The sequence below is a fragment of the Streptomyces sp. VTCC 41912 genome, from assembly GCF_045799175.1.
GTDB lineage: Bacteria > Actinomycetota > Actinomycetes > Streptomycetales > Streptomycetaceae > Streptomyces > Streptomyces albulus_C.
The window spans coordinates 21,617-45,957 of record NZ_JBJMAB010000016.1; the positions used below are offsets into that span (position 1 = coordinate 21,617).

Here is a 24,341-nt window from a genome sequence, read left to right on the forward strand (position 1 = left end):
GCGCGGGTCACACCCGGGCGCCCGGCGGCGCCGCGGAACGCACCGGGCCCCCTCACCCGGGGGGTGAGGGGGCCCGATCGTGCGTGCGGCGCGGCCGCGGGCGTCAGTCGTTGCCGTTGCCCGTGGTCGGCGTCGTCTTCTGGATCTGGAGCAGGAACTCCGCGTTGGACTTCGTCTGCTTCATCTTGTCCAGCAGCAGCTCGATGGCCTGCTGCTGGTCCAGGGCGTGCAGCACCCGGCGCAGCTTCCAGACGACGGCCAGCTCGTCGCTGCCCATCAGGATCTCCTCCTTGCGGGTGCTGGACGCGTCGACGTCCACCGCGGGGAAGATGCGCTTGTCGGAGAGCTTGCGGTCGAGCTTGAGCTCCAGGTTGCCGGTGCCCTTGAACTCCTCGAAGATCACCTCGTCCATCCGCGAGCCGGTCTCGACCAGCGCGGTGGCCAGGATGGTCAGCGAACCGCCGTCCTCGATGTTGCGCGCGGCACCGAAGAAGCGCTTCGGCGGGTAGAGCGCGGTCGAGTCGACACCACCGGACAGGATGCGGCCGGAGGCGGGCGCCGCGAGGTTGTACGCGCGGCCCAGGCGGGTGATGGAGTCCAGCAGGACGACCACGTCGTGGCCCAGCTCGACCAGGCGCTTGGCGCGCTCGATGGCGAGTTCGGCGACGGTGGTGTGGTCCTCGGCCGGGCGGTCGAAGGTCGAGGAGATGACCTCGCCCTTGACCGACCGCTGCATGTCGGTGACCTCTTCCGGACGCTCGTCGACGAGGACGACCATCAGGTGGCACTCGGGGTTGTTGCGGGTGATCGAGTTGGCGATCGCCTGCATGATCATGGTCTTGCCGGTCTTCGGCGGGGCCACGATCAGACCGCGCTGGCCCTTGCCGATCGGCGTCACCAGGTCGATGATCCGGGTCGTCAGGCCGCCCGACTCGCCCTCCAGGCGCAGTCGCTCCTGCGGGTAAAGGGGCGTCAGCTTCCCGAACTCCGCACGCTGGCGGCCCTGTTCGGGCGCCATGCTGTTGACGCTGTCCAGGCGCACCAGCGCGTTGAACTTCTCGCGCCGCTCGCCGTCCTTGGGCTGACGGACCGCACCGGTGACGTGGTCACCCTTGCGCAGACCGTTCTTGCGGACCTGGGCGAGCGAGACGTACACGTCGTTCGGACCGGGCAGGTAGCCGGAGGTCCGGATGAACGCGTAGTTGTCGAGGATGTCGAGGATGCCCGCGACGGGGATCAGCACGTCGTCGTCGGCCACCTGCGGCTCGTTGGCGAACTCCTCGCGGCCACGGCGCCCGCGGCGGTCGCGGTAACGACCGCGCCGGCCGCGCCGACCGCCATCGAAGTCCTCCTCGTCGACCTCCCGGCGGTCCCGCTGGCGGTTGCCGCCCTGGCCGCCGCCGTCGCCCGCGTCGCCCTTGCGACGGTCGCCGCGGTCACGGTCCCGGTCCCGGTCGCGCCGACCGCGTTCGCCCTTCTGGCCGCGGTCCTGACGGTCCCCGCGCTCCTGGCGGTCGCCGCCCTTGGCGGTCCGGCCCTCGCCGCTCTCCTGCGGAGCGGTCGCGGTGTCGGTACGGGCCTCGGTCTTGACCGCGGTGGCGGCCTCGGCCTTGGCGTCGGTGCGGACGTCGGCGTCCGGGCTGCCCGCGGGGGCGGTGGCCCGACGGCGACGACGCTCACCGGCCGGCGCCTCGTCGCTGACCGGCTGGCCCGGGATGTCGATCTGCTGCTGGGTGCCCGCCTTCTCCGTGGCCTTGGTGGACTTGGCCTTCTCGGACTTGGCGGCCGACTCGGCACCGTCCTCGCCGGTGCGGGCCTTGGAGGTCGTGCGGCGCTTGGGCTTGGTCTCGGCGTCGGTGGGCGCGTCGGCCTTGGCGGCGGTCCCGGAGCCGGCGCCCTGGCGCTCCTTGATGACCTCGATCAGCTGGCTCTTGCGCATCCGCGCGGTGCCCTTGATACCGAGGCCGGAGGCAACCTGCTGCAGCTCGGCCAGGACCATGCCCTCAAGGCCGGTGCCGGAACGGCGGCGTCGCGTGGTGGCAGGCGCGGCGGGAGCGTCCGTGGCGGGCGTGGTGGCACTGCCATCGGTGCGCGCGCCCATCAGATCGGTGGTGTCGCTCACGAAGGGTCCTTCCCTGGAGCGGGCGTCGGCCTGTCTGGCTCGGCGACCGGTTGTGCTGTCCGGCTGGGTCCTTGGTCTGACGGACCGGGCCGGGGCGGTGGTCCCGCCGGATACGGCGGAAAGATCAATTCATGGCTCCGGCGTGAAGATCTGGGGTCTGACTGTTGTCGACACGCCGATTCCGGAGCGTGCTCACTTCTGCTCAGGACAAAAGCTCCAAGCAGTTTGGGAGGCTCCCGGAAGAAAGTGGTCCCGACGGGGGACACGAAGCACCGCGCCACACTGGCGTCGAGTACTGACTTGAGGTTAACACTACCGGATCCAACAAACATTCCCCCTCTCTAGACCGGCAATCGTCGATCACTCGGTGTGATCACCCGGCGAGCGGCAGCACGCACGTGCCGGCCGCGTCGAGGGTCAGCCGGTTGGCCGCCCACCCCTCTCCCGCCAGTGCCGCGACCTTGTCGGCCGCCGCTTCTTCGACCAGTGCGAGCACCGTCGGGCCCGCACCGGAGATGACTGCGGGGACGCCGTCCGCGCGCAGTCGGTTCACCAGGCCCGTGCTCTCCGGCATCGCGGGGGCGCGGTATTCCTGGTGAAGTCGGTCCTCGGTCGCGGCGAGCAGCAGCTCGGGGCGCCTGGTCAGGGCCTCGACGAGCAGTGCGGCGCGACCGGCGTTGGCAGCGGCGTCCACGTGCGGGACGGTGCGCGGCAGCAGTCCGCGGGCGGTCTCGGTCAGTACCGGCTTTCCGGGCACGAAGACCACCGGAACGATGGAATCGGCCGGATCCATCCGGATCGCCCGGGCGGTGCCGGTGTCCATCCAGGCGAGGGTGAAGCCCCCGAGCAGGCAGGCGGCGACGTTGTCGGGGTGGCCCTCGATCTCGGTGGCGAGTTCCAACAAGGCGGCGTCGTCGAGCTTCTGCTCGCCGCCTATCGTCACGGCGCGGGCCGCGACGATCCCGGCGCAGATGGCGGCCGAGGAGGAGCCCAGACCACGGCCGTGCGGAATGCGGTTGGCGCAGACGATCTCCAACCCGCGCGGCTGCCCGCCGAGCAGGTCGAAGGCGGTGCGCATGGCGCGTACGAGCAGGTGGCTCTCGTCGCGCGGGAGCGTGTCGGCCCCCTCGCCGGCGATGTCGACGTGCAGACCGGTGTCGGCGACGCGCACCACGACGTCGTCGTACAGACCCAGGGAAAGTCCCAGGGCATCGAAGCCGGGGCCGAGATTGGCGCTGGTAGCGGGGGTGCGCACCCGGACGGCGGCGGCGCGGAACGCGGGACCGGCCATCGCTCGATGACTCTCCTTGATTGATGCTGCGGTACTGCCCCCGAGCGCAGCGCTGTGGCACCGAGGCGCCCGGCCGGCTCGTTGGGGACTGTTCTGACCTGCCCTGCGCACCACTGCGTTATGCCGTGGGGAGGGGAGTTGGGTGCCAGCCTATCGAAGGAAGGTTCTGTCGCGACATAGGGCGCACAGGAGGCGCACGATGCGTGTCGCGCGCCACCCCATGCCCCAACGTCGCCTTTGCAGTGTTTGCCCGGACTTTGCGCCCGGTGCGGCACGGGGGACGACGGACGGCTGGCGGGTCCGTCGTCCCCCGTGCTGCTGCGCGGGTCCCGGAGGGGGCCGGGACGGTCAGCCGAGGCCGAGGCGCTCGGCGGCGGCGTCGGCGTCGATCGGGACCGTGACGGGCTGCGGCGCACCGGCCACCGCCCAGTCCGGGTCCTTGAGGCCGTTGCCGGTGACCGTGCAGACGATCCGCTGGCCGGGGTCGACCTTGCCCTCTTCGGCGGCCTTGAGCAGACCGGCGACCGAGGCGGCCGAGGCGGGCTCCACGAAGACGCCCTCCTTCGCGGCCAACAGACGGTAGGCAGCAAGGATTTGACGGTCCGTCACGTCGTCGATCAGGCCGCCGGACTCGTCCCGGGCGCGCTCGGCGAACTCCCACGAGGCGGGGTTGCCGATCCGGATCGCGGTGGCGATGGTGTGCGGGTCCTTGACGACCTCACCGCGCACGATCGGGGCGCTGCCGGACGCCTGGAAGCCCCACATCCGCGGGGTGCGGGCGGCGATGCCGTCGGCCGCGTACTCGCGGTAGCCCCTCCAGTAGGCGGTGATGTTCCCGGCGTTGCCGACCGGCAGCACGTGGATGTCGGGGGCGTCACCGAGCATGTCGACGATCTCGAAGGCGGCGGTCTTCTGGCCCTCGATGCGCACCGGGTTGACGGAGTTCACAAGTGCGACCGGGTACTTCTCGGAGAGGCCCCGGGCCAGCGTCAGGCAGTCGTCGAAATTTCCGTCGACCTGGAGGATCTTGGCGCCGTGCACCAGCGCCTGGCCCATCTTGCCCAGCGCGATCTTGCCCTGCGGGACCAGCACCGCGCAGACCATCCCGGCCCGGACCGCGTACGCGGCGGCCGAGGCGGAGGTGTTGCCGGTGGAGGCGCAGATGACCGCCTTGGCGCCCTCCTCCTTGGCGCGGGTGATGGCCATCGTCATCCCGCGGTCCTTGAAGGAGCCGGTGGGGTTGGCACCCTCGACCTTGAGGTGCACCTCGCAGCCGGTGCGCTCGGACAGCACCTGGGCCGGCACGAGGGGCGTGCCGCCCTCGCGCAGGGTGACGACCTCGGTCGTGTCGCTGACCGGCAGCCGGTCGCGGTACTCCTCGATGATTCCGCGCCACTGACCGTTCGCAGTGGTGACGGTGGAATTGGCAGACATGGGTTCCTTTACTCCCCTTCGACCCGCATGATGCTGACGACACCGCGGACGGTGTCCAGCTCGCGCAGTGCCCCGACCGTCGACGACAGGGCGGCGTCGGTCGCTCGGTGGGTGACGACGACGAGGTCCGCCTCGCCGTCCTTCCCCTGCTGACGGACCGTATCGATCGATACGCCGTGTTCGGCGAAGATCGTCGCGACCTGAGCCAGAACGCCCGGCTTGTCGGCCACGTCGAGACTGATGTGGTAGCGGGTGACGACCTCACCCATCGGGCTGACGGGCAGCGCCGTGTACGCCGACTCCCCCGGCCCGGTGGCCCCGGCGAGCTTGTTGCGGCAGACCGCCACGAGGTCGCCGAGGACCGCGGAGGCGGTCGGCGAGCCGCCCGCGCCGGGACCGTAGAACATCAGCTGACCGGCCGCGTCGGCCTCCACGAAGACCGCGTTGTACGCCTCGCGCACGGAGGCCAGCGGGTGCGTCAGCGGGATCATCGCCGGGTGGACCCGCGCGGTCACCGACGCGCCGTCCGCGGCCCGCTCGCAGATGGCGAGCAGCTTGACGGTGCAGCCCATCCGCTTGGCGGAGGCGATGTCCGCGGCGGTGACCTCGGTCAGCCCCTCGCGGTGCACGTCGTCGATGGTGACGCGGGTGTGGAAGGCGATGCCGGCCAGGATCGCGGCCTTGGCGGCGGCGTCGAAGCCCTCGACGTCGGCCGTCGGGTCGGCCTCGGCGTAGCCCAGCGCGGTGGCCTCGTCCAGCGCCTCGCTGTAGCCGGCGCCGGTCGAGTCCATCTTGTCGAGGATGAAGTTCGTGGTGCCGTTGACGATGCCGAGGACGCGGTTGACCTTGTCGCCGGCCAGCGACTCGCGCAGCGGCCGGACCAGCGGGATCGCTCCGGCAACCGCCGCCTCGTAGTAGAGGTCGGCGTTGTGCTGCTCGGCCGCCGCGTGCAGTGCGGCACCGTCCGCCGCCACCAGCGCCTTGTTGGCCGACACCACGCTCGCGCCGTGCTCGAAGGCGGTGGTGATCAGCGCGCGGGCGGGCTCGATGCCGCCGATCACCTCGATGACGACGTCGATGTCGCCGCGTTTGACGAGCGCGGTCGCATCGGTGGTGATCAGCTCGGCCGGGATCCCGTCCCGCACCCGCTCCGGGCGGCGGACGGCGATCCCGGCGAGCTCCACGGGCGCACCGATGCGGGCCGCGAGATCGTCGGCGTGCGTCGTCATGATGCGCGCCACCTCTGAGCCGACCACACCACAGCCCAGCAGCGCCACCTTCAGCGGACGCGTACGCATCATTCGACCTCGACTTTTCTTCGATCCAGCGGTTTCATGCTCGGTCACGCACCAGTTTCCTGGTCATGCACCAGTCTCACGCACCGGACGGCGGTTTCTGCCGTTCGTCCGGATGCCGAGACATTTATTTCATCCAGGGCCCGGACCCGGCGATCCGCCCCTACCCGACATCCAACCGCAGGAGATCTTCCTCCGTCTCCCGGCGGACGATGACCCGGGCCGCACCGTCCTTGACCGCGACGACCGGCGGCCGCAGCGCGTGGTTGTAGTTGCTCGCCATCGACCGGCAGTACGCGCCGGTCGCCGGCACCGCGAGCAGGTCGCCCGGCGCCACGTCGGACGGCAGGAAGGCGTCCCGGACGACGATGTCCCCGCTCTCGCAGTGCTTGCCGACGACCCGCGAGAGCATCGGCTCGGCGTCCGAGGTGCGGGAGGCCAGCGACACGCTGTACTCCGCGTCGTACAGCGCCGTGCGGATGTTGTCCGACATGCCGCCGTCGACGGAGACGTACGTCCGCAGCCCCTCCAGTTCCTTGACCGTGCCGACCTCGTAGAGCGTGAAGGCGGTCGGGCCGACGATCGCCCGGCCCGGCTCGACCGAGATCCGCGGCGCCCGCAGCCCGGCCGCCTCGCACTCGCGGCCCACGATCTCGCGCAGCGCCCTGGCGATCTCGTGCGGTGCGCGGGGGTCGTCGTCGGAGGTGTACGCGATGCCCAGTCCGCCACCGAGGTCGATCTCCGGCAGCTCCACGCCGTGCTCGTCCCGCACCTCGGCGAGCAGCTGCACCACCCGCCGCGCGGAGACCTCGAAGCCGGCCATGTCGAAGATCTGCGAACCGATGTGGCTGTGGATCCCGATGAGTTCGAGCCCGTCGAGCTTCAGTGCGCGCCGCACCGCCTCGGCGGCCTGTCCGCCGGCCAGCGCGATGCCGAACTTCTGGTCCTCGTGCGCGGTCGCGATGAACTCGTGGGTGTGCGCCTCGACGCCGACCGTGACCCGGATCTGCACCCGCTGGCGCTTGCCCAGCCGCTCGGCGATGTGCGCGACCCGTGCGATCTCCTGGAAGGAGTCGAGCACGATCCGCCCCACCCCGGCCTCGACGGCCCGGGCGATCTCCTCGGTGCTCTTGTTGTTGCCGTGCAGCGCGATCCGCTCGGCGGGCATCCCGGCGTCCAGCGCGGTGGCCAGCTCGCCGCCGGAGCAGACGTCGAGGTGGAGCCCCTCCTCGGCCAGCCAGCGCACGATGGCCCGGGACAGGAACGCCTTGCCCGCGTAGAAGACGTCGGCGTCCGGCCCGAACGCGTCCTTCCAGGACCGGCAGCGGGCCCGGAAGTCCTCCTCGTCCAGGAAGTACGCCGGCGTGCCGAACTCCTCGGCGAGCGCGGTCACGGCCAGCCCGCCGACCGTCACCGCACCGTCGGCGTTGCGCCGGACGGTACGGGACCAGACCTGCGGGTCGAGGGAGTTGAGATCGGCGGGCGGCCCGGCGTAGTGCCCGTCGGGCAGTACGTCGCCATGCCGGGGCCCTGCGGGATGCGCGGAACGGCTCATAACGGAAACGGTCCCCTCAAGATTGTTCAGAGGTGCTGATCGGGGCAGTCGTCGGCGCGCCCCGAGGGTGTTCGGACGCGTGCATCGGACATTTCCAGACTCAGGTGGATGTGGTTCAGACGTGTTCAGGAGCAGAGATGCCGAGCAGGCGCAGGCCGTTCCCCAACACCGTCCCCGTGGCTTCGGCGAGGGCCACCCGGGCACGGTGCACGGCCAAGGGTTTCTGCTCGCCGACGGGCAGCGGCCAGAACTCCTCCTGCCAGCGCAGATAGGCGTCCGCGGTGACCTCCAGATGGCGCACCACCCGGTCCGGCGCGCATCGCCGCGCGGCGGTCGCGATGACCGTCGGATACGCGGCGAGACGGCCCTCCAGCGTCTGGAGGACCTGTACGTCCCCGTGGCCGGCGTCGGCCGTCGTCACGTCCCCCGGCTCGCCGACGAACCCCAGCTCGCCGGCGTTGCGCACCATCGCGCGGGCCCGGGCGTGGGCGTACTGCACCCGGAACCGCGGGTTGTCCTCGTGCTGAACCGGCCGCCGCGGCGCCCGCACCGGGTCGTGCGCCGCGGGCCTGAGCAGCACCCACCGCGCTTCGTCCGTGCCGAGCCGCGCCACCAGCCGGGCCAGTTCGCCCTCCTGGGCGTCCGCCGGCCGCCGCGGCTCCGCGGCGGCCCGACCGAGCCGGTCGAGCACCTCGCCCACCACGCTCGCCCGGGCCCGGGCCCAGTCCCCCGCGGGGGGCGCCGGTGCCTCGACGATCCGCCCGGGTCCCGCGCCCGTCGCCGCCCCGCTCTCCGGGGCCTGGCCGTACCGCTCGCCGCGGGCCAGCACGTCCGCCACGAGCCCGGCCGACGCGCCGTCGCCCAACGTGAAGTTCAAGAAGCCCGGCCCGGCGATCTCGACCCGGGCGATCCCCGCACTGCCCGCCAGCCGCCGCCGCAGGATCTCGGCCACCTCGCGCGCGGGCCGACCGGCCTGCTGCGCGAGCTGCAGCGCCACGTTGGAGGCGTAGTCCCCGCACCCGGGGCGCGGCGGTGCCTGCACCACGATCCGCGCCGGCACGGGCACGGAGAGCTCCCGCTCCGCAACGGCACCGCGCACGGAGCGCAGGACGGTACGGGAAAGCTCGGCCGGGGTCACAGGACAAGCGTATGGGAGGAAGGGGGGAGCCATGCGAACGGGTTTCGCGTGGTGGACACCCGACGGCGTCCTGCGGCGCACGCGGCCCGCCGCCGAGCCCGCGAACCGCCGGGGCGAACCCGGCGCCATCCCCCTCGCCCGGCGCCCGCAACCGGCCTCAGCTCGCGGCCCGACCGCCCCCGCTGCCCGGCTCGCCGCGCTCCGCGCCGTCCCCGGAAGCGCCGTCCGCCGACGCCCCACCACCCGCCGTGGACACGTCATCTCGCGATCCGGCACCGACGGCGCCGTTCTCCGCGCCACCGACACCGGCCCCCTCGGACGCGCCCCCGCACGCCTCACGCCCCGGGCACTCCCGCTGCTGCCGCCCCTCCCGCACCAGCATCCCCACCGTGCGCACCAACTCCGTCGGCTCGAACGGCTTGGCCAGGAAGGCGTCGATGCCCACCGACTGCCCGTTGTCCACCTCGCCCTGCGTGCAGGCGCTGACGATGGCGATCGGGATGTCCCACGTCCGCGGGTCGGAACGCAGCCGCGCCGCGGTGTGCAGACCGCCCAGCCGCGGCATCATGACGTCCAGGGTCACCACGTCGGGTCTCACCCGGTGCACGACGTCCAGACACTCGGCACCATCAGCCGCGGTCACGACCTCGAAGCCCTCCAGCTCAAGGTTGACCCTGATCAACTGCCGGATCACCTTGTTGTCATCGACCACAAGGATCCGACCGGACAAGCCAGGCACACCTTGAGACTAGGTCTGCCCCTGCACCTGCGTCCCGGTTTTCCCCACTTCCGCCCCCGTGCGAGGGACCTTTCAACGACCACCTCCGACCCGCCCACGACATGCGGTAAGGGCGACCTTCCTTGACCCCCGCCCACCCCCCGCCCGGGCTTCCGCCGACCGGCCCCCAAAACGTTCATGACCACCCCATCGGAGCTGGTAGTGTTCTACCCGTCGCCGCAACGAGCAGCGACAAAGCCCCCGTAGCTCAGGGGATAGAGCAACGGCCTCCGGAGCCGTGTGCGCAGGTTCGAATCCTGCCGGGGGCACTTCACTTGAAGTGCCGGAAGACCTCGCCACCAGCATCAGCTGACGGCGGGGTCTTTTTGTTTCCGCGGACGTGGGCGGCGCACGCCCGTCCATGGCGAGCGATGCGGCCCGTCCACGCGGCGGAACTCGAAGCGTCCGGTCCGATCGGCGCCCGGGGGCGGGAAGGCCCCCGGAGCGTTCCGGGGGCCTGGGGCTCGCAGCTCGGACGAGCGGGCCGCACGGGGCGGTGACCGCCCCTCAACCTTCGCTTGCCGCCTCAGGCGTCCAAGCGCACCGGCAACGAGTCCAGGCCGTAGACGATGGAGAGTTTGCGGAAGGCGAGGTCTTCGGGGCGGGTGGCGAGGCGCATGGTGGGGAAGCGGCGGACCAGGGCGGGGTAGGCGGCGCGGAGTTCCATGCGGGCGAGTTCGGCGCCGACGCAGCGGTGGATGCCGTAGCCGAAGGCGAGGTGGGAGGGGACCTTGGCGCGGTGGGGGTCGAACTGCTCCATCTCGGGGCCGAGTTCGCCGTCGCGGTCGGCGCCGCTGAGGGAGCACAGGACGACGTCGCCGGCGGCGATCTGCACGCCGCCGATCTCCAGTTCCTCGCGGGCGAAGCGGGGGAAGGCGACCTGGACGACGGTGAGGTAGCGCAGGAGTTCCTCGACGTAGCGGTCGACGACGTCGTCGCCGTCCTTGAGGGCGGCGAAGTGCTGGGGGTCCTGGAGGAGGACCAGGGCGCCGAGCGCGAGCATGCTGGCGGTGGTCTCGAAGCCGCCGGTCAGGACGCCGTCGGCGAGGCCGGCCAGTTCCTCGTCGGAGACCGAGTCGCCGTGTTCGCGGACGATCATGCCGAGCAGGCCGTCGCCCGGGTTCTCGCGCTGCTTCTTGACGACGTCGCGGAAGTAGGAGAGCGATTCCGATATGGCGCCGAAGGAGGCGTTGGCGCCGCTGAAGAGGTCGAACCGGGCGGCGCTGAGGCGCTCGAAGTCGGCCCGGTCCTCGTAGGGGACGCCGAGGAGTTCGCAGATGACGAGGGAGGGGATGGGGAGGGCGAAGTGGGTGACGAGGTCGACCGGGTCGCCGTTGCGGCCGGCGCGCTCCATGGCGTCGAGGCGTTCCTCGACGATGTCGTGGATGCGGGGGGTGAGCCGGCCGAGGCGGCGCATGGTGAATTCGGGGGTGAGCAGGCGGCGCAGGCGGGTGTGCACCGGCGGGTCGGCGAAGCCCAGGCCGCCGGGGTTCTGCTCGGCGCCGGCGCCGGCCTTGCCGATGAGGTTGGTGAAGTCGGAGCTGAAGGCGTCGGCCTTGCCGAGCACCGCCTTGACCTCGTCGTAGCCGGTGACCAGCCAGACGTTGGAGGCTATCGGCACCGGGAGCTTGCTGATGGGCTCGCGTTCCCGGATGTCGGCGAGGTCGGGCACCGGGTCGAGGCCGTCGCGGCGCAGCGGCATCAGGACGGAGTCCGGCAGGAAGGACATGCGGGAGAGGTCGAAGCCCTTCTTCCGCGTTCTCGCCAGGTAGAGGCGGCCGGCCCAGGCGAAGATCCGGGAACGGAGGGTCGTCATGGCGCTCATACTGCCTTTCGTCGCGGGGGACGGTCACCCGCGCTCGGCCGCCCCCGTGGGCCGAAACGGCGCGGGACCTTCACTCGGCGTGCTCGGTGTCGTACGCCATAGCCCCTCGCGAGCGGCGCCATGGCGTGTGTCCATGGCGTCGACCGGTGCGATCGGTCGTCCGCGTCAGCGTGACGAGCTCGGCCTTCTGCTTTTCGTTCTGACCGAGTTTACAAACTGCCGTTGACCTCGGTCACGGAACGGCCCGCGCCCCACCCCTATGAGGCCCCTGATTCTCCCCCTAGGGGAAGCGGGCCCGCCGCGCCGGGGGGGCGGAGTGTGAAGAGGGGGACGGTGGGGGCTGGGGGTGAGTGGCGTCGCCTGGGGGTGATATGGGCGAATTGAGGGAGTTTGCTTGCTACGTTGCCCGTGTGGATGTGGTGGACCGGGCGAACGGGGCGAGGGCGGTGGGCGGCGGGCCGGGGGCGGGCGCGGCCCCGGCCCGGACGGCGGTGCGACCGCCGGCCAAGCGGCGGGGCGTCGAACTGGCCCTCCTCGTGGGTGCCGTGCTCATCAGCGTCTGCGGCTATCTGGTGGTGGGGCTGGCCAGGTCGCAGGCGGTGCCGGCCGGGGCGCTGCGGTACGCGGCGGGGCTGGGCGGGCTGGCGTTGCTGGCGCACCTCGTGGTGCGGTTCGGTGCTCCGCACGCGGATCCGCTGCTGCTGCCGACCGCGGTACTGCTCAACGGGCTCGGGCTGGTGCTGATCTTCCGGCTCGACCTGGAGACCCGGGACGACCAGGCCGCGCCCGCCCAGCTGGTGTGGTCCGCGGTGGGCGTGACGTTGTTCATCGCGGTGGTGGCGGTGCTGCGCGACCACCGGGTGCTGGCGCGGTACGCCTACGGGTGCGCGGGGCTGGCGCTGGCCCTGATGGTGGTGCCGATCCTCTTCCCGGCGGTCAACGGCGCGCGGATCTGGATCCGGGCGGCCGGGTTCTCGCTCCAGCCGGGCGAGTTCGCCAAGGTGCTGATCACGGTGTTCTTCGCGGCGTACCTGGCGGCCAATCGGGAGGCGCTGGCGCACACCGGGAAGGAGGTGTGGCGGCTGCGGCTGCCGGCGGGCCGGGTGCTCGGGCCGGTCGTCGCCATCTGGCTGGTGAGCGTGGGGGTGCTGGTCCTGGAGCGGGACCTGGGGACGTCGCTGCTCTTCTTCGGGGTGTTCGTGGTGGTGCTGTACGTGGCCACCGGGCGGACCGGGTGGATCGCGCTGGGGGTGCTGCTGGCGGCGGCCGGGGCGGCGGCGGTGGGGACGCTGGAGCCGCACGTGCACGGGCGGGTGCAGGACTGGTTGGCGCCGTTCGCCGGGATCGCGGCGGGCCGGGGGCCGGGCCAGTTGGCGCAGTCGCTGTTCGCGTTCGCCGCGGGCGGGACGTTCGGGACCGGGCTGGGGCAGGGGCACTCGTCGCTGATCGGGTTCGCGAGGAAGTCGGACTTCATCCTGGCGACGGTGGGTGAGGAGCTGGGGCTGGCCGGGCTGAGCGCGCTGTTCGTGCTGTACGCGCTGCTCGCGGCGTGCGGCTACCGGGCGGCGTTCGGGCTGCGCGACCCGTTCGGCAGTCTGCTGGCGGTGGGGCTGGCCGCGCTGCCCGCGCTCCAGGTGTTCGTGATCGCCGGCGGGGTGATGGGGCTGATCCCGCTGACCGGGATGGCGATGCCGTTCCTGGCGCAGGGCGGTTCGTCGGTGGTGACCAACTGGATCATCGTCGCGCTGCTGGTGCGGATCAGTGACCGGGCGCGCGGGCCGCAGGGCGACGAGGACGTCCGGCCGTTGCGCGCCGCCCCGGACGCCGTCGGGGCACCGCGGTGATCCGCGGCGTCCGGCACACCGCCGCGCTCTCCTCACTGCTGCTGGCCGCGCTGTTGGTGAACGCGGTCCGGGTGCAGGTCTTCGAGGCGGACGACTACACCCGCAACCCGGCCAACCGGCGGGCCGCCATCGCCCGGTACGCCCAGCCGCGCGGCGCGCTCCTGGTGGGCGGCCGCCCGGTGACCGGCGCGCGGGACAGCGGCGGCCGGCTGCGTTACGAGCGGACCTACACCGACGGACCGCTGTACGCGCCGGTCACCGGCTTCGCCTCGCAGACGTACGGGGCCTCGCTGCTGGAGGGCGCCGAGGACGACATCCTGGCGGGGACCGACGACCGGTTGGTGACGTTTCCGTGGTGGGACCGGTTGATCCGCCGCCGACCGCCCGGCGGGCGGGTGGAGACCACCGTCGACCCGGCCATGCAGCGCGCCGCGTTCCGGGGGCTGGCCGGCCGCAAGGGCGCGGTGGCGGCGGTGGAGCCGCGCAGCGGGCGGGTGCTGGCGCTGGTCAGCTCGCCGTCGTACGACCCCGGCGTGCTCTCCGGGAACGGGCGGTCGGTGACCGCCGCCTGGCGGCGGCTCAACGCGGCGGCGGACCGGCCGATGCTCAATCGGGCGCTGCGGCAGACCTATCCGCCCGGTTCCACCTTCAAGGTGGTGACCGCGGCGGCGGCGCTGGACGGCGGGGTGGTCAAGGACCTCGACGCCCCGCTGGACGTGCCCGACCCGTACACCCTGCCGGGCACCCGCACCCAGTTGGGCAATCCCGCGGAGGGCTGCGCGCACGTGGGGCTGCGGGAAGCCTTCCGGCTCTCCTGCAACACGGTCTTCGCGCGCCTGGGGGTGGCGGTCGGGGTGCGCCGGCTGGCGGGCGCGGCGGAGCGGTTCGGCTTCAACGACCGGGGACTGCGGCTGCCCTCCCCCGTCGCGCCGAGCACCTTCGACACCCGGATGGAACCGGCGCAGCTGGCGCTCTCCGCGATCGGGCAGTACGACACCGCCGCCACTCCCCTGCAGATGGCGATGGTGGCGGCGGCGGTGGCCAACGACGGCCAGCTGACGCCGCCGTACCTGGTCGACCGGGTGACCGACGCGCACGGCGTGCTGGTCGCGCCCGGGGCGCGGGAGCCGACCCGGCAGGTGATGAGTCCGGCCACCGCCGAGCAGCTCCAGGAGCTGATGACCGAGGTCGTCGAGCACGGCAGCGGGCGGACCGCGGCGATCGACGGGTTCCTGGTGGGCGGCAAGACGGGGACGGCACAGCACGGGGTGCGCAACGAGGGGACGCCGTACGCCTGGTTCATCGCGTGGGTGCGGGACCGGCAGAGCCACGAGCCGCTGGCGGCGGTGGCGGTGGTCGTGGAGGACGCGGAGGCCGAGCGGGAGGACGTCAGCGGGGGCGGCAGCGCCGGGCCGATCGCGCGGGCGGTGCTGGCGGCGGGGTTGCGGTAGGTCCGGTCGCCGCGGCGGCTAGGCCGCCGGCACCATGACGCCGGCACAATGGCGCCATGGTGCGTGATGCGGAACACTCCCCGGACCCCGCGGTGCGGGCGCGGCTCTCGCTCGCCGAGGTGGAGGCGCTGGCCCGGCGCGTGCACGAGGGGCAGACCGACAAGGCGGGCCGGCCGTACGCCGAGCACCTGGCGGCGGTCGCGGCGGGGGTGCGGGCGCGCGGCGGCAGTGCGGCGCAGATCGCCGCGGCGTGGTTGCACGACGCGGTCGAGGACGGGGCGGTGAGCGCCGCGTGGCTGGACGGGGCGGCGCTGGACGGGGCGACCAAGGCGATGGTCCTGGCGGTCACCAAGCGGCCCGGGGAGCCGGTCGAGGAGTACACCGCGCGCATCCTGGCCGTGCCCGGTGCGCTGCTGGTCAAGGAGGCGGACCTGGCGCACAACGCCGATCCGGCCCGGCTCGCGGTCCTGGACGCCTCGACCCGGCGGCGGCTGACGGCCAAGTACGCCCGGGTGCGGACCCTGCTGGGGCTGGGCTGACGCGCCGCGCGGGCCGGCCGTCCGGCAGGGCCCGGGCGCACCGGCGGCCCGGGTGACCGGATCCGGCCGCCCCGGTTCCACGCATCGGACGCCCGCGCCGAAAGGTGTCGTACACAGCTAATCTGCCGCGATGACTCCCACGCAGCCTTCGGAACCGCAGCCCCCGGCCCCCGGGCCCGACGCCCTGCACGGCCCGGCGGCGGGGCGGGTGATCGCCGAGCTGACCGGCGTCGGCGTCCGCCGCTACACCACCGACCAGGTCATCCTCGACGGCGTCGACTGGACCGTGCGCTCCGGTGAGCACTGGGCGCTGCTGGGCGCGAACGGGGCCGGCAAGACCACCGTCCTGCGGTTGATCGGCGCCCTGATGTTCCCCACCGTCGGCACCGTCGAGGTGCTCGGCCACCGGCTCGGCCGGGTGGACGTGCGGGAACTGCGCGCCGCCATCGGCCTGGTGTCCAGCGCGCAGAAGGTGCCGCAGGACGCGACCGCGCACACGGTGGTGCTGACCGGTGCGACCGGCACCGTGCAGCCGCTGTGGCGCGCGTACGACACGGCGATGCGGGAGCGGGCGCACGAGCTGCTGGCCGAGTTGGAGCTCAAGGAGTTGACGGACCGCCCGTACGGCGTGTGCTCGGGCGGTCAGCGGGCCCGGATCCTGATCGCCCGGGCGCTGATGGCCGATCCCTCGCTGCTGCTGCTCGACGAGCCGTTCAACGCGTTGGACCTGCCCTCCCGCGAGGACCTGATCGACGCCCTGCACCGGCTGGCCGCGGGACGGCCGGAGCTGGCGACGGTGACCGTCACGCACCACCTGGAGGAGCTGTCCCCGGCCATCGGACGGGCCGTCCTGCTGCGGGACGGGCGGGTGCAGGCGCTCGGTCCGGTGGCCGAGGTGTTGACCAGTGAGCGGATGACGGCCTGTTTCGGGCGGCCGATCGAGGTGTCCCGGCACGAGGGGCGCTGGCTGGCCCGGTCCGGGCGGCCGTCGGTGCAGTAGCGGCGGGGGCGGGCGCCGTCGTCGTCACGTTCCGTCCGCCGCGTCCCGCGCGCCCGTCAAGAAGCGTCGGACCGCGGCCCGTTCGCCCTCGTCGAAGGCGTCGAGCAAGATACTTGCCCAGCGAGGTGCCTGTCGTCCGTCCCGCTGCCGTGGACCGTCCGTCCGCCGCCCTTCCCCGTCACGGAGGCGCACCGTGAACGTCAAGCGCACGCCGCCCGCCACCGCCGCGTTCCGGGCGGCCTACCGGGAGGCCCTGGCCCTCTGGCCGGTGCCGGTCGAACCGCTCGCTGTGGACGGGGAGTTCGGCACCACCCGGATCACCGCCTGCGGACCGGCCGACGGACCGCCGCTGGTGCTGCTGGGCGGTGGCGGCACCACCTCCGCCGGCTGGTACGCCCGGGCCGCCGGCCTCGCGCGCACACACCGGGCGTACGCGGTGGAGGTGCCGGGCACGCCCGGGCTGAGCGTGCCCGGCGGCCGCCCGCTGCGCCGGCCGGCCGACCTGATGGCCTGGTTGGACGGGGTGCTGGACGCGCTCGGAGCCGAACGGGCCGCGCTGCTGGGGCACTCGTACGGGGGCTGGCTGGCGCTGGGGTACGCGGTGCACGCCCCGGACCGGGTGGCGCGGCTGGCGCTGCTCGACCCGACGCAGTGCTTCGCGGGGTTCCGGGCGGCGTATCTGGCGCGCGCGGCCCCGCTGTTCGTGCGGCCCGGCCCGGACGCGGCCCGGCGGTTCCTGGCGTGGGAGAGCCGCGGCGGGCCGGGGGTGGCGCCGGAGGTGGTCCGGCTGATGGGCGTGGGCGGCCGGGAGTTCCGGGGGCGGCCGGTGACCGGGCCGCGGCCGGCGGCGGCCCGGCTGGGCTCCGCCGCGCCGCCCGCGCTGGTGCTGCTGGCCGGGCGGAGCCGGGCGCACGACGTGCGGCGGGTGGCGGCGGGGGCCGGGCGGGCGCTGCCGGGGGCGCGGATCGTGACGCTGCCGGGGGTCGGGCACCACGCGTTGCCGGAGCTGCGGTCGGCCGAGCTGGAACGGGAGTTGACGGGGTTCCTGGCGGGGTGAGGGCGGGCCGGCGCGCACCGGCCCGCCCGTTCACAGGGCGGCGGCCCAGTCCGGCAGGGGCTCCCGCCGCCGGGTCCACTCCTGCCCCAGCGCCGCGGTCCCGGTGCGGGCGCCCACCACCCCGCCGGTGATGGCGCAGGTGGTGTCCACGTCGCCGAGGCCGGCCGCGGCGGTCCACAGGGCGGCCGGGAGGTCGTCCGGGTGGCGGGCGGCGCACCACAGGGCGAACGGGACGGTGTCGTCGGCGCGGATCCGGCGGCCGCTGCCGAGGGCCGCGGCGGCCTCCTCCGGGCCGGTGCCGGACGGGAGGTCGGCGGCGCGCAACAGGCCCTGGCGGACCGGCCCGTCGGGGGTGCGGGCGGCGATCTCGGCGAGCGCCGGCGGCGCGCCGCGGGCGGCGAGCGCTGCGGCGACGGCCACCGCCACCGCGCCGGCGACGCCCTGGGGGTGGGCGTGGGTGACCTCCGCGGAGCGGGCGGCCTGGGCGGCGGCGCGGTCGAGGTCGTGGTGGAACCAGGCGCCGAGCGGGGCGACGCGCATGGCGGCGCCGTTGCCGAGGCTGCCCTCGCCGCCGAAGAGGGCGTGCGCCAACTCCTGCCACTGCGCGGGCTTGGCGGCGGCCCGGGGCAGCAGCGCGTGCATGCCGGAGCCGTAGCCGCGGCCCGGGTCCGCGCCGTGGGTGGCGGCGAACCGCGCCACCAGGGCTGGTTGCCGGACCTCGCCGTGCTCGACCAGGACGGCGAGCAGGTCGAGCGCCATGGCGGTGTCGTCGGTCCAGTGCCAGTGCGGCTCGGGCGGCAGGCGGCGGGCGGCGATCAGCGCCCGGGCCTGGTCCGCCGGCCGGAAGAGGCCGAAGAAGCGTTCGCCGAAGGCGTCGCCGTGCGCCAGTGCCTCGATGCTGCCGCGCACCGCGGCGCGCCGTCGGTCGTCGGTGTCCATGGGCGGATCCTGCCACTGCCGGTGCGGGCACGGCGGTGCGCGCGGCGCGGGCGGCGGCGCTCCGGACGGTCCGCGGCCGCCAGTCCGCGGCCGTCAGTCCCCGGCCGTCAGTCCCCGGCCGTCAGTCCCCGGCCGCGCCGCGGGCGATGGCGTCCGCGACCTCGGCCGCGCGGGCCGACTCCTCGGCGGCGAACCGTTCGGCGTCCAACTGCTCGGCGAGTTCCTCGTCCTGGGCCATCAGCAGGTCCAGGTTGGCGTCGCCCAGGTCGAAGACGCCGAGGTCCAGGTAGGCGCGCTGGAGGCGCGGGCCCCACAGGCCGATGTCCTTCACGCACGGGACGATCCGGCTGAACAGCAGCTTCCGGAAGAGCCGGAGGAACTCCGAGCGTTCGGTGAACTCGGCGGCCTCCGCGGGCGGGATGCCGAAGTTCTCCAGCACTTCCGTGCCGCGCAGCCGGTCGCGCATCAGGTAGCAGCCCTCGATGACGAACTCCTCCCGCTCGCGGAGTTCGACGTCGGTGAGCTGCCGGTAGTGGTCGCGCAGCGCCATCCGGCCGAAGGCGACGTGCCGGGCCTCGTCCTGCATGACGTAGGCGAGGATCCGCTTCGGCAGCGGCCGGGTGGTGGTGTCGCGGATCATGCCGAAGGCGGCCAGCGCCAGCCCCTCGATGAGCACCTGCATGCCGAGGTAGGGCATGTCCCAGCGGGAGTCGGCGAGGGTGTCGTCGAGCAGCGCCTTGAGGCTGTCGTTGACCGGGTAGAGCATCCCGATCTTGTCCTTCAGGAACCGGGCGTAGATCTCCGCGTGCCGGGCCTCGTCCATGGTCTGGGTGGCCGAGTAGAACTTCGCGTCGAGGTCCGGGACGGACTCCACGATCCGCGCGGCGCACACCATCGCGCCCTGCTCGCCGTGGAGGAACTGGCTGAACTGCCAGGCGGCGTAGTGCTGCCTGAGGTCGCCGCGGTCGCGCTCCGTCATCCGGTCCCAGTGGGGCGTCCCGTAGAGCGACAGGGACTCGTCGGGGGTGCCGAGCGGGTCCTTGGGGTCCACTTCCAGGTCCCAGTCGATGCGCGTCGCGGCGTCCCACTGCTTGTCCTTGCCCTTTTGGTAGAGGGCCAGCAGGCGGTCGCGCCCGGAGCCGTTCTTCTCCCCCGGATACATGGCCTCCCAGGTGAAACGGGCCGCGCCGGTGGCGGGCACGGTCCACCGGGAGTCGCCGGGGTCCTGCACGTACAGCTCTCGGGTCGACACCGCGCCGCACCTCCTCCGCCCGCCGAACGCCCTGTGGCGGGCGGGCCGTTGGCAGATTCACACGCTTCTTACCGGCGGGTCAATAAGTCGTGCGCGAGGGATTGACGTCCTTGCTGACAAGCAGTCTCATAAGAGGCAGCCGCATGTGACCGCGGGTAACTTCGACCGTGAGGTGTAGCCAGAGCCATGACGAGCGCGCCCACCGCAATGACCGAGGCGGACATCGATGTCCTGCGGGACGCCCTCGGGCTGCTCAAGGACCGGGAGCAGGTCGCCGAGCGACTGCTCGCCTCCTCCGCCAAGCACTCCTTCGACCCCGACGCCGAACTCGACTGGGACGCCCCCTTCGAGGAGGGCAAGTGGTTCTGGCCGCCGGAGCTGGTGTCGCTCTACGACACCCCGATGTGGCGGCGGATGAGCGAGGAACAGCGCATCCTGCTCTCCCAGCACGAGGCCGCCGCGCTGGCCTCGCTCGGCATCTGGTTCGAGATCATCCTGATGCAGCTGCTCGTCCGGCACATCTACGACAAGCCGGCCACCAGCGCGCACGTCCGGTACGCCCTCACCGAGATCGAGGACGAGTGCCGGCACTCCAAGATGTTCGCCCGGCTGATCTCGCGCGGGGACACCCCCTGGTACCCGGTCAGCCCGGTCCACCTGAACCTCGGCCGCCTGTTCAAGACGATCTCCACCACCCCGGGCTCGTTCACCGCGACCCTGCTCGGCGAGGAGGTCCTCGACTGGATGCAGCGGCTGACCTTCCCCGACGAGCGGGTGCAACCGCTGGTCCGGGGCGTGACCCGGATCCACGTGGTGGAGGAGGCCCGGCACGTGCGCTACGCCCGCGAGGAACTGCGGCGGCAGATGGTGACCGCGCCGAAGTGGTCGCAGGAGTTCACCCGGGTCACCTCCGGCGAGTTCGCCCGGGTCTTCGCCATCGCCTTCATCAACCCCGAGGTCTACACCAATGTCGGCCTGGACAAGCGGGCGGCCATGGCGCAGGTGAAGGCCAGCGGCCACCGGCGCGAGGTCATGCAGACCGGCGCCAAGCGGCTGACCGACTTCCTGGACGAGATCGGGGTGTTGCGCGGGGTGGGCCGGCGACTGTGGCGCAGCTCGGGACTGCTGGCCTGAACGCCCCGCCCGCACCGACGCGGCCCCCGAGCACCTGTACGAGGCGGAAACCCCGGCGGTTACGCTGCTGTTCATGAACGGCAGCGGCACCGCCCCAGCAGTACCCAGACCCGCCTACCGCAGGCTGAGCGTGGAGCAGCGCCGCAGCCAGCTGCTCGCCGCCGCGCTGGGGCTGTTCGCCCAGCGCGCGCCGGAGGACGTCTCGCTGGACGACGTCGCGACCGCCGCCGAGGTCTCGCGGCCGCTCGTCTACCGCTACTTCCCCGGCGGCAAGCAGCAGTTGTACGAGGCGGTGCTGCGCAGCGCCGCCGACGAGCTGGAGCAGTGCTTCGCGGAGCCGGAGTCCGGGCCGCTCACCCAGCGGCTGGGCCACGCCCTGGACCGCTACCTGGCCTTCGTCGACCAGCACGCCGCCGGATTCAGCGCCCTGCTCCAGGGCGGCAGCGTGGTGGAGACGTCCCGGACCAGCGCGATCGTGGACGAGGTGCGCCGGGCCGCCGCCGAACAGATCCTGCGCCACCTCGGCGAACCGGCCCCGGGTCCGCGGCTGCGGACCACGGTCCGGATGTGGATCACCGCGGTCGAGGCCGCCTCGCTGATCTGGCTCGACGAGGGCAAGCAGCACGCCCTCGACGAACTTCGGGTCTGGCTGGTGGACCACTTCGTCGCGCTGCTGACCGCCACCGCGGCCCGGGACGCACAGACCGCGCGGGTGATGCGGGCGGCGCTCAAGGGCGAGGCCCCGGACGGGCCGGCCGGCGACCTGGCTCGCCGGATCCTCCCCGTGGTCAGCGAGGCCGCCCACCTGCTGTGAGACTGGGGCGGTGCGCAGCGAGAACACCCCCTTCGTCGGCGGTCCCCTGGACGGCCGGGTCCTCCCCGTCCTGGTCGGCCCCACCGGCCTGCCCCCGAAGACCTACGAGATCCCGGTGCCCCGCGACGACGGCCGCCCGCCCGAGCTGCACGTCTACCGCCGGGTCCCCGGCCCCGCCGGGCGCCTGGGGCTGCCCCGCGGCTGGCGCTACGCGTACGACCCGGCGGGCCGGTCCGGCAGCGTGGGGCCCAAGTGGCCCTGGCGGAAGCGGCGTTGACGGGCGGGGCCCCGCTCTCCGTGGCCGCACCCCCGCCCACAGTACGATCAACGGGGTTTCCACATGTCTACCGAAGGAGGAGCCCCATGGCTCAGGTCACGCTGAAGGGCAACCCGGTGCAGGTCAACGGCGAGCTGCCCGGCACCGGCAGCCAGGCGCCGGCTTTCACCCTCGTCGCCGACGGGCTGGCGGACGCGTCGCTGAAGGACTTCGCCGGCAAGCGCAAGGTCCTGAACATCTTCCCCAGTGTCGACACCCCGACCTGCGCGTCCTCCGTGCGCACGTTCAACGAGAAGGCCGGCGACCTCGCCAACACCGTGGTGCTGTGCATCTCCGCCGACCTCCCCTTCGCCCAGGCCCGGTTCTGCGGCGCCGAGGGGCTGGAGAACGTGAAGAGCCTCTCCCTCTTCCGCAGCCCGGAGTTCCGCGCCGACTACGGCGTGGCGATCGCGGACGGACCGCTGGCCGGGCTCGCCGCCCGTGCGGTCGTCGTGCTGGACGAGAACGACACGGTCCTGCACGCGCAGCTCGTGCCGGAGATCAGCGAGGAGCCCGACTACGACGCGGCCCTCGCCGTCCTGAAGTAGTTCCCGGTGACGCCCGCCCCGCCCGGCGGGGCGGGCGCCCGGTCCCGGTCGGTCAGGCCCCGGTCAGCGACGCCAGGTACGCGCCGGTCTTCTCCGGCTCGAAGAAGAAGTTCTCGAAGTCGGACGGGTCGTTGAAGCCGTTGGCGAACCGGTCGGCGGCCGGCTGGAGCTGGCCGGCGGCGCCGAGCAGGTTCAGCACGTGCTCCGGCGGCGGCGCCAGCATCGCGTTGGTCCACTTGGTGACGTGCCGGGCGGTGTCCCAGTAGCGGTCGAAGGCGGCCCGCATCCAGTCCGCGTCGAACGGCCGGTCGCCGTGCTCGACGATGGCGGAGAGGTAGGCCGCGGCGCACTTGGACGCCGAGTTGGAGCCCTGGCCGGTGATCGGGTCGTTGGCGACCACCACGTCCGCGACGCCCAGGACCAGGCCGCCGGAGGGCAGCGTGCCGATCGGGTTGCGGACGGTGGGGGCGTAGCGGCCGGCCAGCGTGCCGTTGGCGTCGGTGAGTTCGACGCCCGCGCTGCGCTCGTACTCCCACGGCAGGAACGTCTTCATCAGGTCCAGCGTGAGCGCCAGGTGCTCGCGGGGGTCCCGCACGCCCTGGAAGGCGTCCACCGGGCCGCCGGGGATGCCCTCCCAGAAGAGGATGTCGGCGCGGCCCGAGACGGTCAGGGTCGGCATCACGAACAGTTCGCCGACGCCGGGGACGATGTTGCAGCGCACCGCGTCGAACTCCGGGTGCTCCGGGCGCGGGCCCATGCCGTGCACGTAGGCGACGGCCAGCGCGCGCTGCGGGGCGTCGTACGGCGAGCGGGCGGCGTCCCGGCCGAACATCGACACCAGCTCGCCCTTGCCGGCCGAGACCAGCGTCAGGTCGTAGCGCTGCGCGAAGAAGTCCAGGTCGGAGACTGCCGCACCGTGGATGACGAGCTGCCCGCCGCGCTGGGCGAAGGTCTCCATCCAGCCCGCCATCTTCACGCGCTGGTCGACGGACTGGGCGTAGCCGTCGAGCTTGCCCACCCAGTCGATGGCCCGCTGGGTGCCGCCGGGCTCGGCGTGGCTGCCGGGGGCGGCGACCGAGACGCCCAGGCCCTCGATGCGCGGCGCCTGGCTCTCCCAGAAGTTCAGCGCCAGGTCGCGCTCGTGCTGGAGGGCGGTGTGGAACATGCACTGCGTCGACATGACCCGGCCGGAGCGGATCTCGTCGGCGGTGCGGTTGGACATCAAGGTGACCTCGTAACCCTGGGACTGGAGGCCGAGGGCGAGTTGGAGACCGGACTGGCCGGCTCCGACGATGAGTATCTTCCGCATGGCGGGCTCTTCTCTGTTCCTGCTGTTCGGGGTGCTGAGGGGTGGCGTCAGGAGGCTATTCGGGCGTGACGTCCAGTGCGTGTCCGACCAGCGCGAGCAGCGCCTGGATGACCGTGGACCGGCGCCGTGCGTCCATCACCACGACCGGCACCTGCTCCGGCACGGTCAGCGCGTCCCGGACGTCCGCCACGTCGTACCGCTCGGTGCCCTCGAAGTGGTTGACCGCGACGACGTAGGGCAAGCCGCAGCTCTCGAAGTAGTCCAGCGCCGGGAAGCAGTCCTCCAGCCGGCGGGTGTCGGCCATCACGATCGCACCGATCGCGCCGCGCACCAGGTCGTCCCACATGAACCAGAAGCGCTGCTGACCGGGCGTGCCGAACAGGTACAGCACCAGTTCCTGGTCGAGGGTGATCCGGCCGAAGTCCATGGCGACCGTGGTCGTGGTCTTCTCCGGCGTCGCCGTCAGGTCGTCGGTCGCCTCGCTGGCCTCGGTCATCACCGCCTCGGTCTGGAGCGGGGTGATCTCCGAGACCGATCCGACGAAGGTGGTCTTGCCGACGCCGAAGCCACCGGCCACCACGATCTTCGTGGCGACCGGCGCCTGCGCCCGGTCCATCTGCCAGCTCTGCAACCCCGCGTCGGCGGTGTCCGGGCCGGCCGGTGCCGCGGGGCCGGCGACCGGCCCCGTCCCGGTCGCTAT

Annotated in this window: 21 protein-coding genes and 1 tRNA gene; 10 read left to right on the plus strand and 12 right to left on the minus strand. The window is 73.0% G+C overall.

Annotated elements, in window-relative coordinates; translation table 11 throughout:
• Positions 1 to 103: 103 nt before the first annotated feature.
• The 7 genes from rho to ACJ6WD_RS22275 form a co-directional block, all read right to left on the minus strand.
• The gene (gene rho / locus ACJ6WD_RS22245) at positions 104 to 2,122 is read right to left on the minus strand and encodes a transcription termination factor Rho (protein ID WP_233656783.1); all 2,019 of its coding nucleotides are present in this window, start codon (positions 2,120 to 2,122) and stop codon (positions 104 to 106) included.
• Positions 2,123 to 2,495: 373 nt separating this feature from the next.
• Positions 2,496 to 3,413 carry a homoserine kinase gene (gene thrB, locus ACJ6WD_RS22250; RefSeq protein ID WP_233656784.1) on the minus strand — a complete coding sequence of 306 codons (918 nt, stop codon included), beginning with the start codon at positions 3,411 to 3,413 and terminating at the stop codon, positions 2,496 to 2,498.
• A gap of 348 nt (positions 3,414 to 3,761) precedes the next feature.
• On the minus strand, positions 3,762 to 4,847 hold the full coding sequence (thrC, locus tag ACJ6WD_RS22255) for a threonine synthase (RefSeq protein WP_233656785.1): 1,086 nt from the start codon (positions 4,845 to 4,847) through the stop codon (positions 3,762 to 3,764).
• Between the two features lie 8 nt (positions 4,848 to 4,855).
• Positions 4,856 to 6,148 carry a homoserine dehydrogenase gene (locus ACJ6WD_RS22260; RefSeq protein ID WP_020930737.1) on the minus strand — a complete coding sequence of 431 codons (1,293 nt, stop codon included), beginning with the start codon at positions 6,146 to 6,148 and terminating at the stop codon, positions 4,856 to 4,858.
• Between the two features lie 157 nt (positions 6,149 to 6,305).
• On the minus strand, positions 6,306 to 7,697 hold the full coding sequence (gene lysA / locus ACJ6WD_RS22265) for a diaminopimelate decarboxylase (protein WP_407616386.1): 1,392 nt from the start codon (positions 7,695 to 7,697) through the stop codon (positions 6,306 to 6,308).
• A 115-nt stretch (positions 7,698 to 7,812) separates the two neighbouring features.
• Positions 7,813 to 8,835 (minus strand): ArgS-related anticodon-binding protein NrtL, encoded by a 1,023-nt coding sequence (gene nrtL, locus ACJ6WD_RS22270; protein WP_233656787.1) that lies wholly within the window; start codon positions 8,833 to 8,835, stop codon positions 7,813 to 7,815.
• Positions 8,836 to 8,992: 157 nt separating this feature from the next.
• Positions 8,993 to 9,565, minus strand: coding sequence for a PleD family two-component system response regulator (locus tag ACJ6WD_RS22275; protein ID WP_376440320.1), 573 nt, complete (start codon positions 9,563 to 9,565; stop codon positions 8,993 to 8,995).
• Positions 9,566 to 9,810: 245 nt separating this feature from the next.
• Between ACJ6WD_RS22275 and ACJ6WD_RS22280 the strand changes: the two genes are divergently transcribed.
• Positions 9,811 to 9,882: transfer RNA gene (locus ACJ6WD_RS22280), tRNA-Arg, on the plus strand.
• A 257-nt stretch (positions 9,883 to 10,139) separates the two neighbouring features.
• On the opposite strand, the gene ACJ6WD_RS22285 is transcribed toward ACJ6WD_RS22280, so the two are convergent.
• Positions 10,140 to 11,438 (minus strand): cytochrome P450, encoded by a 1,299-nt coding sequence (locus ACJ6WD_RS22285; RefSeq protein ID WP_233656789.1) that lies wholly within the window; start codon positions 11,436 to 11,438, stop codon positions 10,140 to 10,142.
• Between the two features lie 446 nt (positions 11,439 to 11,884).
• Between ACJ6WD_RS22285 and ACJ6WD_RS22290 the strand changes: the two genes are divergently transcribed.
• From ACJ6WD_RS22290 to ACJ6WD_RS22310, 5 genes are all read left to right on the plus strand, one after another.
• On the plus strand, positions 11,885 to 13,282 hold the full coding sequence (locus tag ACJ6WD_RS22290) for an FtsW/RodA/SpoVE family cell cycle protein (protein ID WP_407616414.1): 1,398 nt from the start codon (positions 11,885 to 11,887) through the stop codon (positions 13,280 to 13,282).
• Positions 13,279 to 14,733, plus strand: coding sequence for a penicillin-binding transpeptidase domain-containing protein (locus tag ACJ6WD_RS22295; protein ID WP_407616387.1), 1,455 nt, complete (start codon positions 13,279 to 13,281; stop codon positions 14,731 to 14,733). The genes ACJ6WD_RS22290 and ACJ6WD_RS22295 overlap by 4 nt, the downstream gene beginning before the upstream one ends.
• 56 nt (positions 14,734 to 14,789) lie before the next feature.
• The gene (locus ACJ6WD_RS22300) at positions 14,790 to 15,272 is read left to right on the plus strand and encodes an HD domain-containing protein (protein ID WP_407616388.1); all 483 of its coding nucleotides are present in this window, start codon (positions 14,790 to 14,792) and stop codon (positions 15,270 to 15,272) included.
• A gap of 130 nt (positions 15,273 to 15,402) precedes the next feature.
• The gene (locus tag ACJ6WD_RS22305) at positions 15,403 to 16,272 is read left to right on the plus strand and encodes an ABC transporter ATP-binding protein (RefSeq protein ID WP_233656792.1); all 870 of its coding nucleotides are present in this window, start codon (positions 15,403 to 15,405) and stop codon (positions 16,270 to 16,272) included.
• 193 nt (positions 16,273 to 16,465) lie between these two features.
• Complete coding sequence (locus tag ACJ6WD_RS22310) at positions 16,466 to 17,329, plus strand: alpha/beta fold hydrolase (RefSeq protein WP_233656793.1); 864 nt, start codon at positions 16,466 to 16,468, stop codon at positions 17,327 to 17,329.
• 30 nt (positions 17,330 to 17,359) lie between these two features.
• Here the strand turns inward: ACJ6WD_RS22310 and ACJ6WD_RS22315 are convergent, their stop codons facing one another.
• A complete protein-coding gene (locus ACJ6WD_RS22315) occupies positions 17,360 to 18,268 on the minus strand; it encodes an ADP-ribosylglycohydrolase family protein (RefSeq protein ID WP_407616389.1) in 909 nt (302 codons plus the stop codon).
• Between the two features lie 121 nt (positions 18,269 to 18,389).
• Complete coding sequence (locus tag ACJ6WD_RS22320) at positions 18,390 to 19,520, minus strand: diiron oxygenase (protein WP_331247243.1); 1,131 nt, start codon at positions 19,518 to 19,520, stop codon at positions 18,390 to 18,392.
• A 186-nt stretch (positions 19,521 to 19,706) separates the two neighbouring features.
• On the opposite strand from ACJ6WD_RS22320, the gene ACJ6WD_RS22325 reads away from it, so the two are divergent.
• The 4 genes from ACJ6WD_RS22325 (at position 19,707) to tpx (ending at position 22,332) form a co-directional block, all read left to right on the plus strand.
• Positions 19,707 to 20,654, plus strand: coding sequence for a diiron oxygenase (locus ACJ6WD_RS22325; RefSeq protein ID WP_037635726.1), 948 nt, complete (start codon positions 19,707 to 19,709; stop codon positions 20,652 to 20,654).
• A 73-nt stretch (positions 20,655 to 20,727) separates the two neighbouring features.
• Entirely contained in the window at positions 20,728 to 21,468 is a 741-nt protein-coding gene (locus ACJ6WD_RS22330; protein ID WP_044371116.1) for a TetR/AcrR family transcriptional regulator, read from the plus strand.
• Between the two features lie 10 nt (positions 21,469 to 21,478).
• The gene (locus tag ACJ6WD_RS22335) at positions 21,479 to 21,745 is read left to right on the plus strand and encodes a hypothetical protein (protein ID WP_407616390.1); all 267 of its coding nucleotides are present in this window, start codon (positions 21,479 to 21,481) and stop codon (positions 21,743 to 21,745) included.
• 86 nt (positions 21,746 to 21,831) lie between these two features.
• Complete coding sequence (gene tpx / locus ACJ6WD_RS22340) at positions 21,832 to 22,332, plus strand: thiol peroxidase (protein WP_016575699.1); 501 nt, start codon at positions 21,832 to 21,834, stop codon at positions 22,330 to 22,332.
• 52 nt (positions 22,333 to 22,384) lie between these two features.
• Here the strand turns inward: tpx and ACJ6WD_RS22345 are convergent, their stop codons facing one another.
• Both ACJ6WD_RS22345 and ACJ6WD_RS22350 read right to left on the minus strand, forming a co-directional pair.
• Positions 22,385 to 23,641 carry a styrene monooxygenase/indole monooxygenase family protein gene (locus ACJ6WD_RS22345; protein WP_233656797.1) on the minus strand — a complete coding sequence of 419 codons (1,257 nt, stop codon included), beginning with the start codon at positions 23,639 to 23,641 and terminating at the stop codon, positions 22,385 to 22,387.
• A 55-nt stretch (positions 23,642 to 23,696) separates the two neighbouring features.
• Positions 23,697 to 24,257, minus strand: coding sequence for an ATP/GTP-binding protein (locus ACJ6WD_RS22350; protein ID WP_233657105.1), 561 nt, complete (start codon positions 24,255 to 24,257; stop codon positions 23,697 to 23,699).
• Positions 24,258 to 24,341 lie beyond the last annotated feature (84 nt).

Bases quoted from the DNA above. Each gene is read 5' to 3' on its own strand.
- thrB (WP_233656784.1), bottom strand. From the start codon at position 3,413: ATGGCCGGTCCCGCGTTCCGCGCCGCCGCCGTCCGGGTGCGCACCCCC.
- thrC (WP_233656785.1), bottom strand. From the start codon at position 4,847: ATGTCTGCCAATTCCACCGTCACCACTGCGAACGGTCAGTGGCGCGGA.
- ACJ6WD_RS22260 (WP_020930737.1), bottom strand. From the start codon at position 6,148: ATGATGCGTACGCGTCCGCTGAAGGTGGCGCTGCTGGGCTGTGGTGTG.
- lysA (WP_407616386.1), bottom strand. From the start codon at position 7,697: ATGAGCCGTTCCGCGCATCCCGCAGGGCCCCGGCATGGCGACGTACTG.
- ACJ6WD_RS22285 (WP_233656789.1), bottom strand. From the start codon at position 11,438: ATGAGCGCCATGACGACCCTCCGTTCCCGGATCTTCGCCTGGGCCGGC.
- ACJ6WD_RS22300 (WP_407616388.1), top strand. From the start codon at position 14,790: ATGGTGCGTGATGCGGAACACTCCCCGGACCCCGCGGTGCGGGCGCGG.
- ACJ6WD_RS22305 (WP_233656792.1), top strand. From the start codon at position 15,403: ATGACTCCCACGCAGCCTTCGGAACCGCAGCCCCCGGCCCCCGGGCCC.
- ACJ6WD_RS22315 (WP_407616389.1), bottom strand. From the start codon at position 18,268: ATGGACACCGACGACCGACGGCGCGCCGCGGTGCGCGGCAGCATCGAG.
- ACJ6WD_RS22325 (WP_037635726.1), top strand. From the start codon at position 19,707: ATGACGAGCGCGCCCACCGCAATGACCGAGGCGGACATCGATGTCCTG.
- ACJ6WD_RS22330 (WP_044371116.1), top strand. From the start codon at position 20,728: ATGAACGGCAGCGGCACCGCCCCAGCAGTACCCAGACCCGCCTACCGC.
- tpx (WP_016575699.1), top strand. From the start codon at position 21,832: ATGGCTCAGGTCACGCTGAAGGGCAACCCGGTGCAGGTCAACGGCGAG.
- ACJ6WD_RS22345 (WP_233656797.1), bottom strand. From the start codon at position 23,641: ATGCGGAAGATACTCATCGTCGGAGCCGGCCAGTCCGGTCTCCAACTC.
- ACJ6WD_RS22350 (WP_233657105.1), bottom strand. From the start codon at position 24,257: ATGGACCGGGCGCAGGCGCCGGTCGCCACGAAGATCGTGGTGGCCGGT.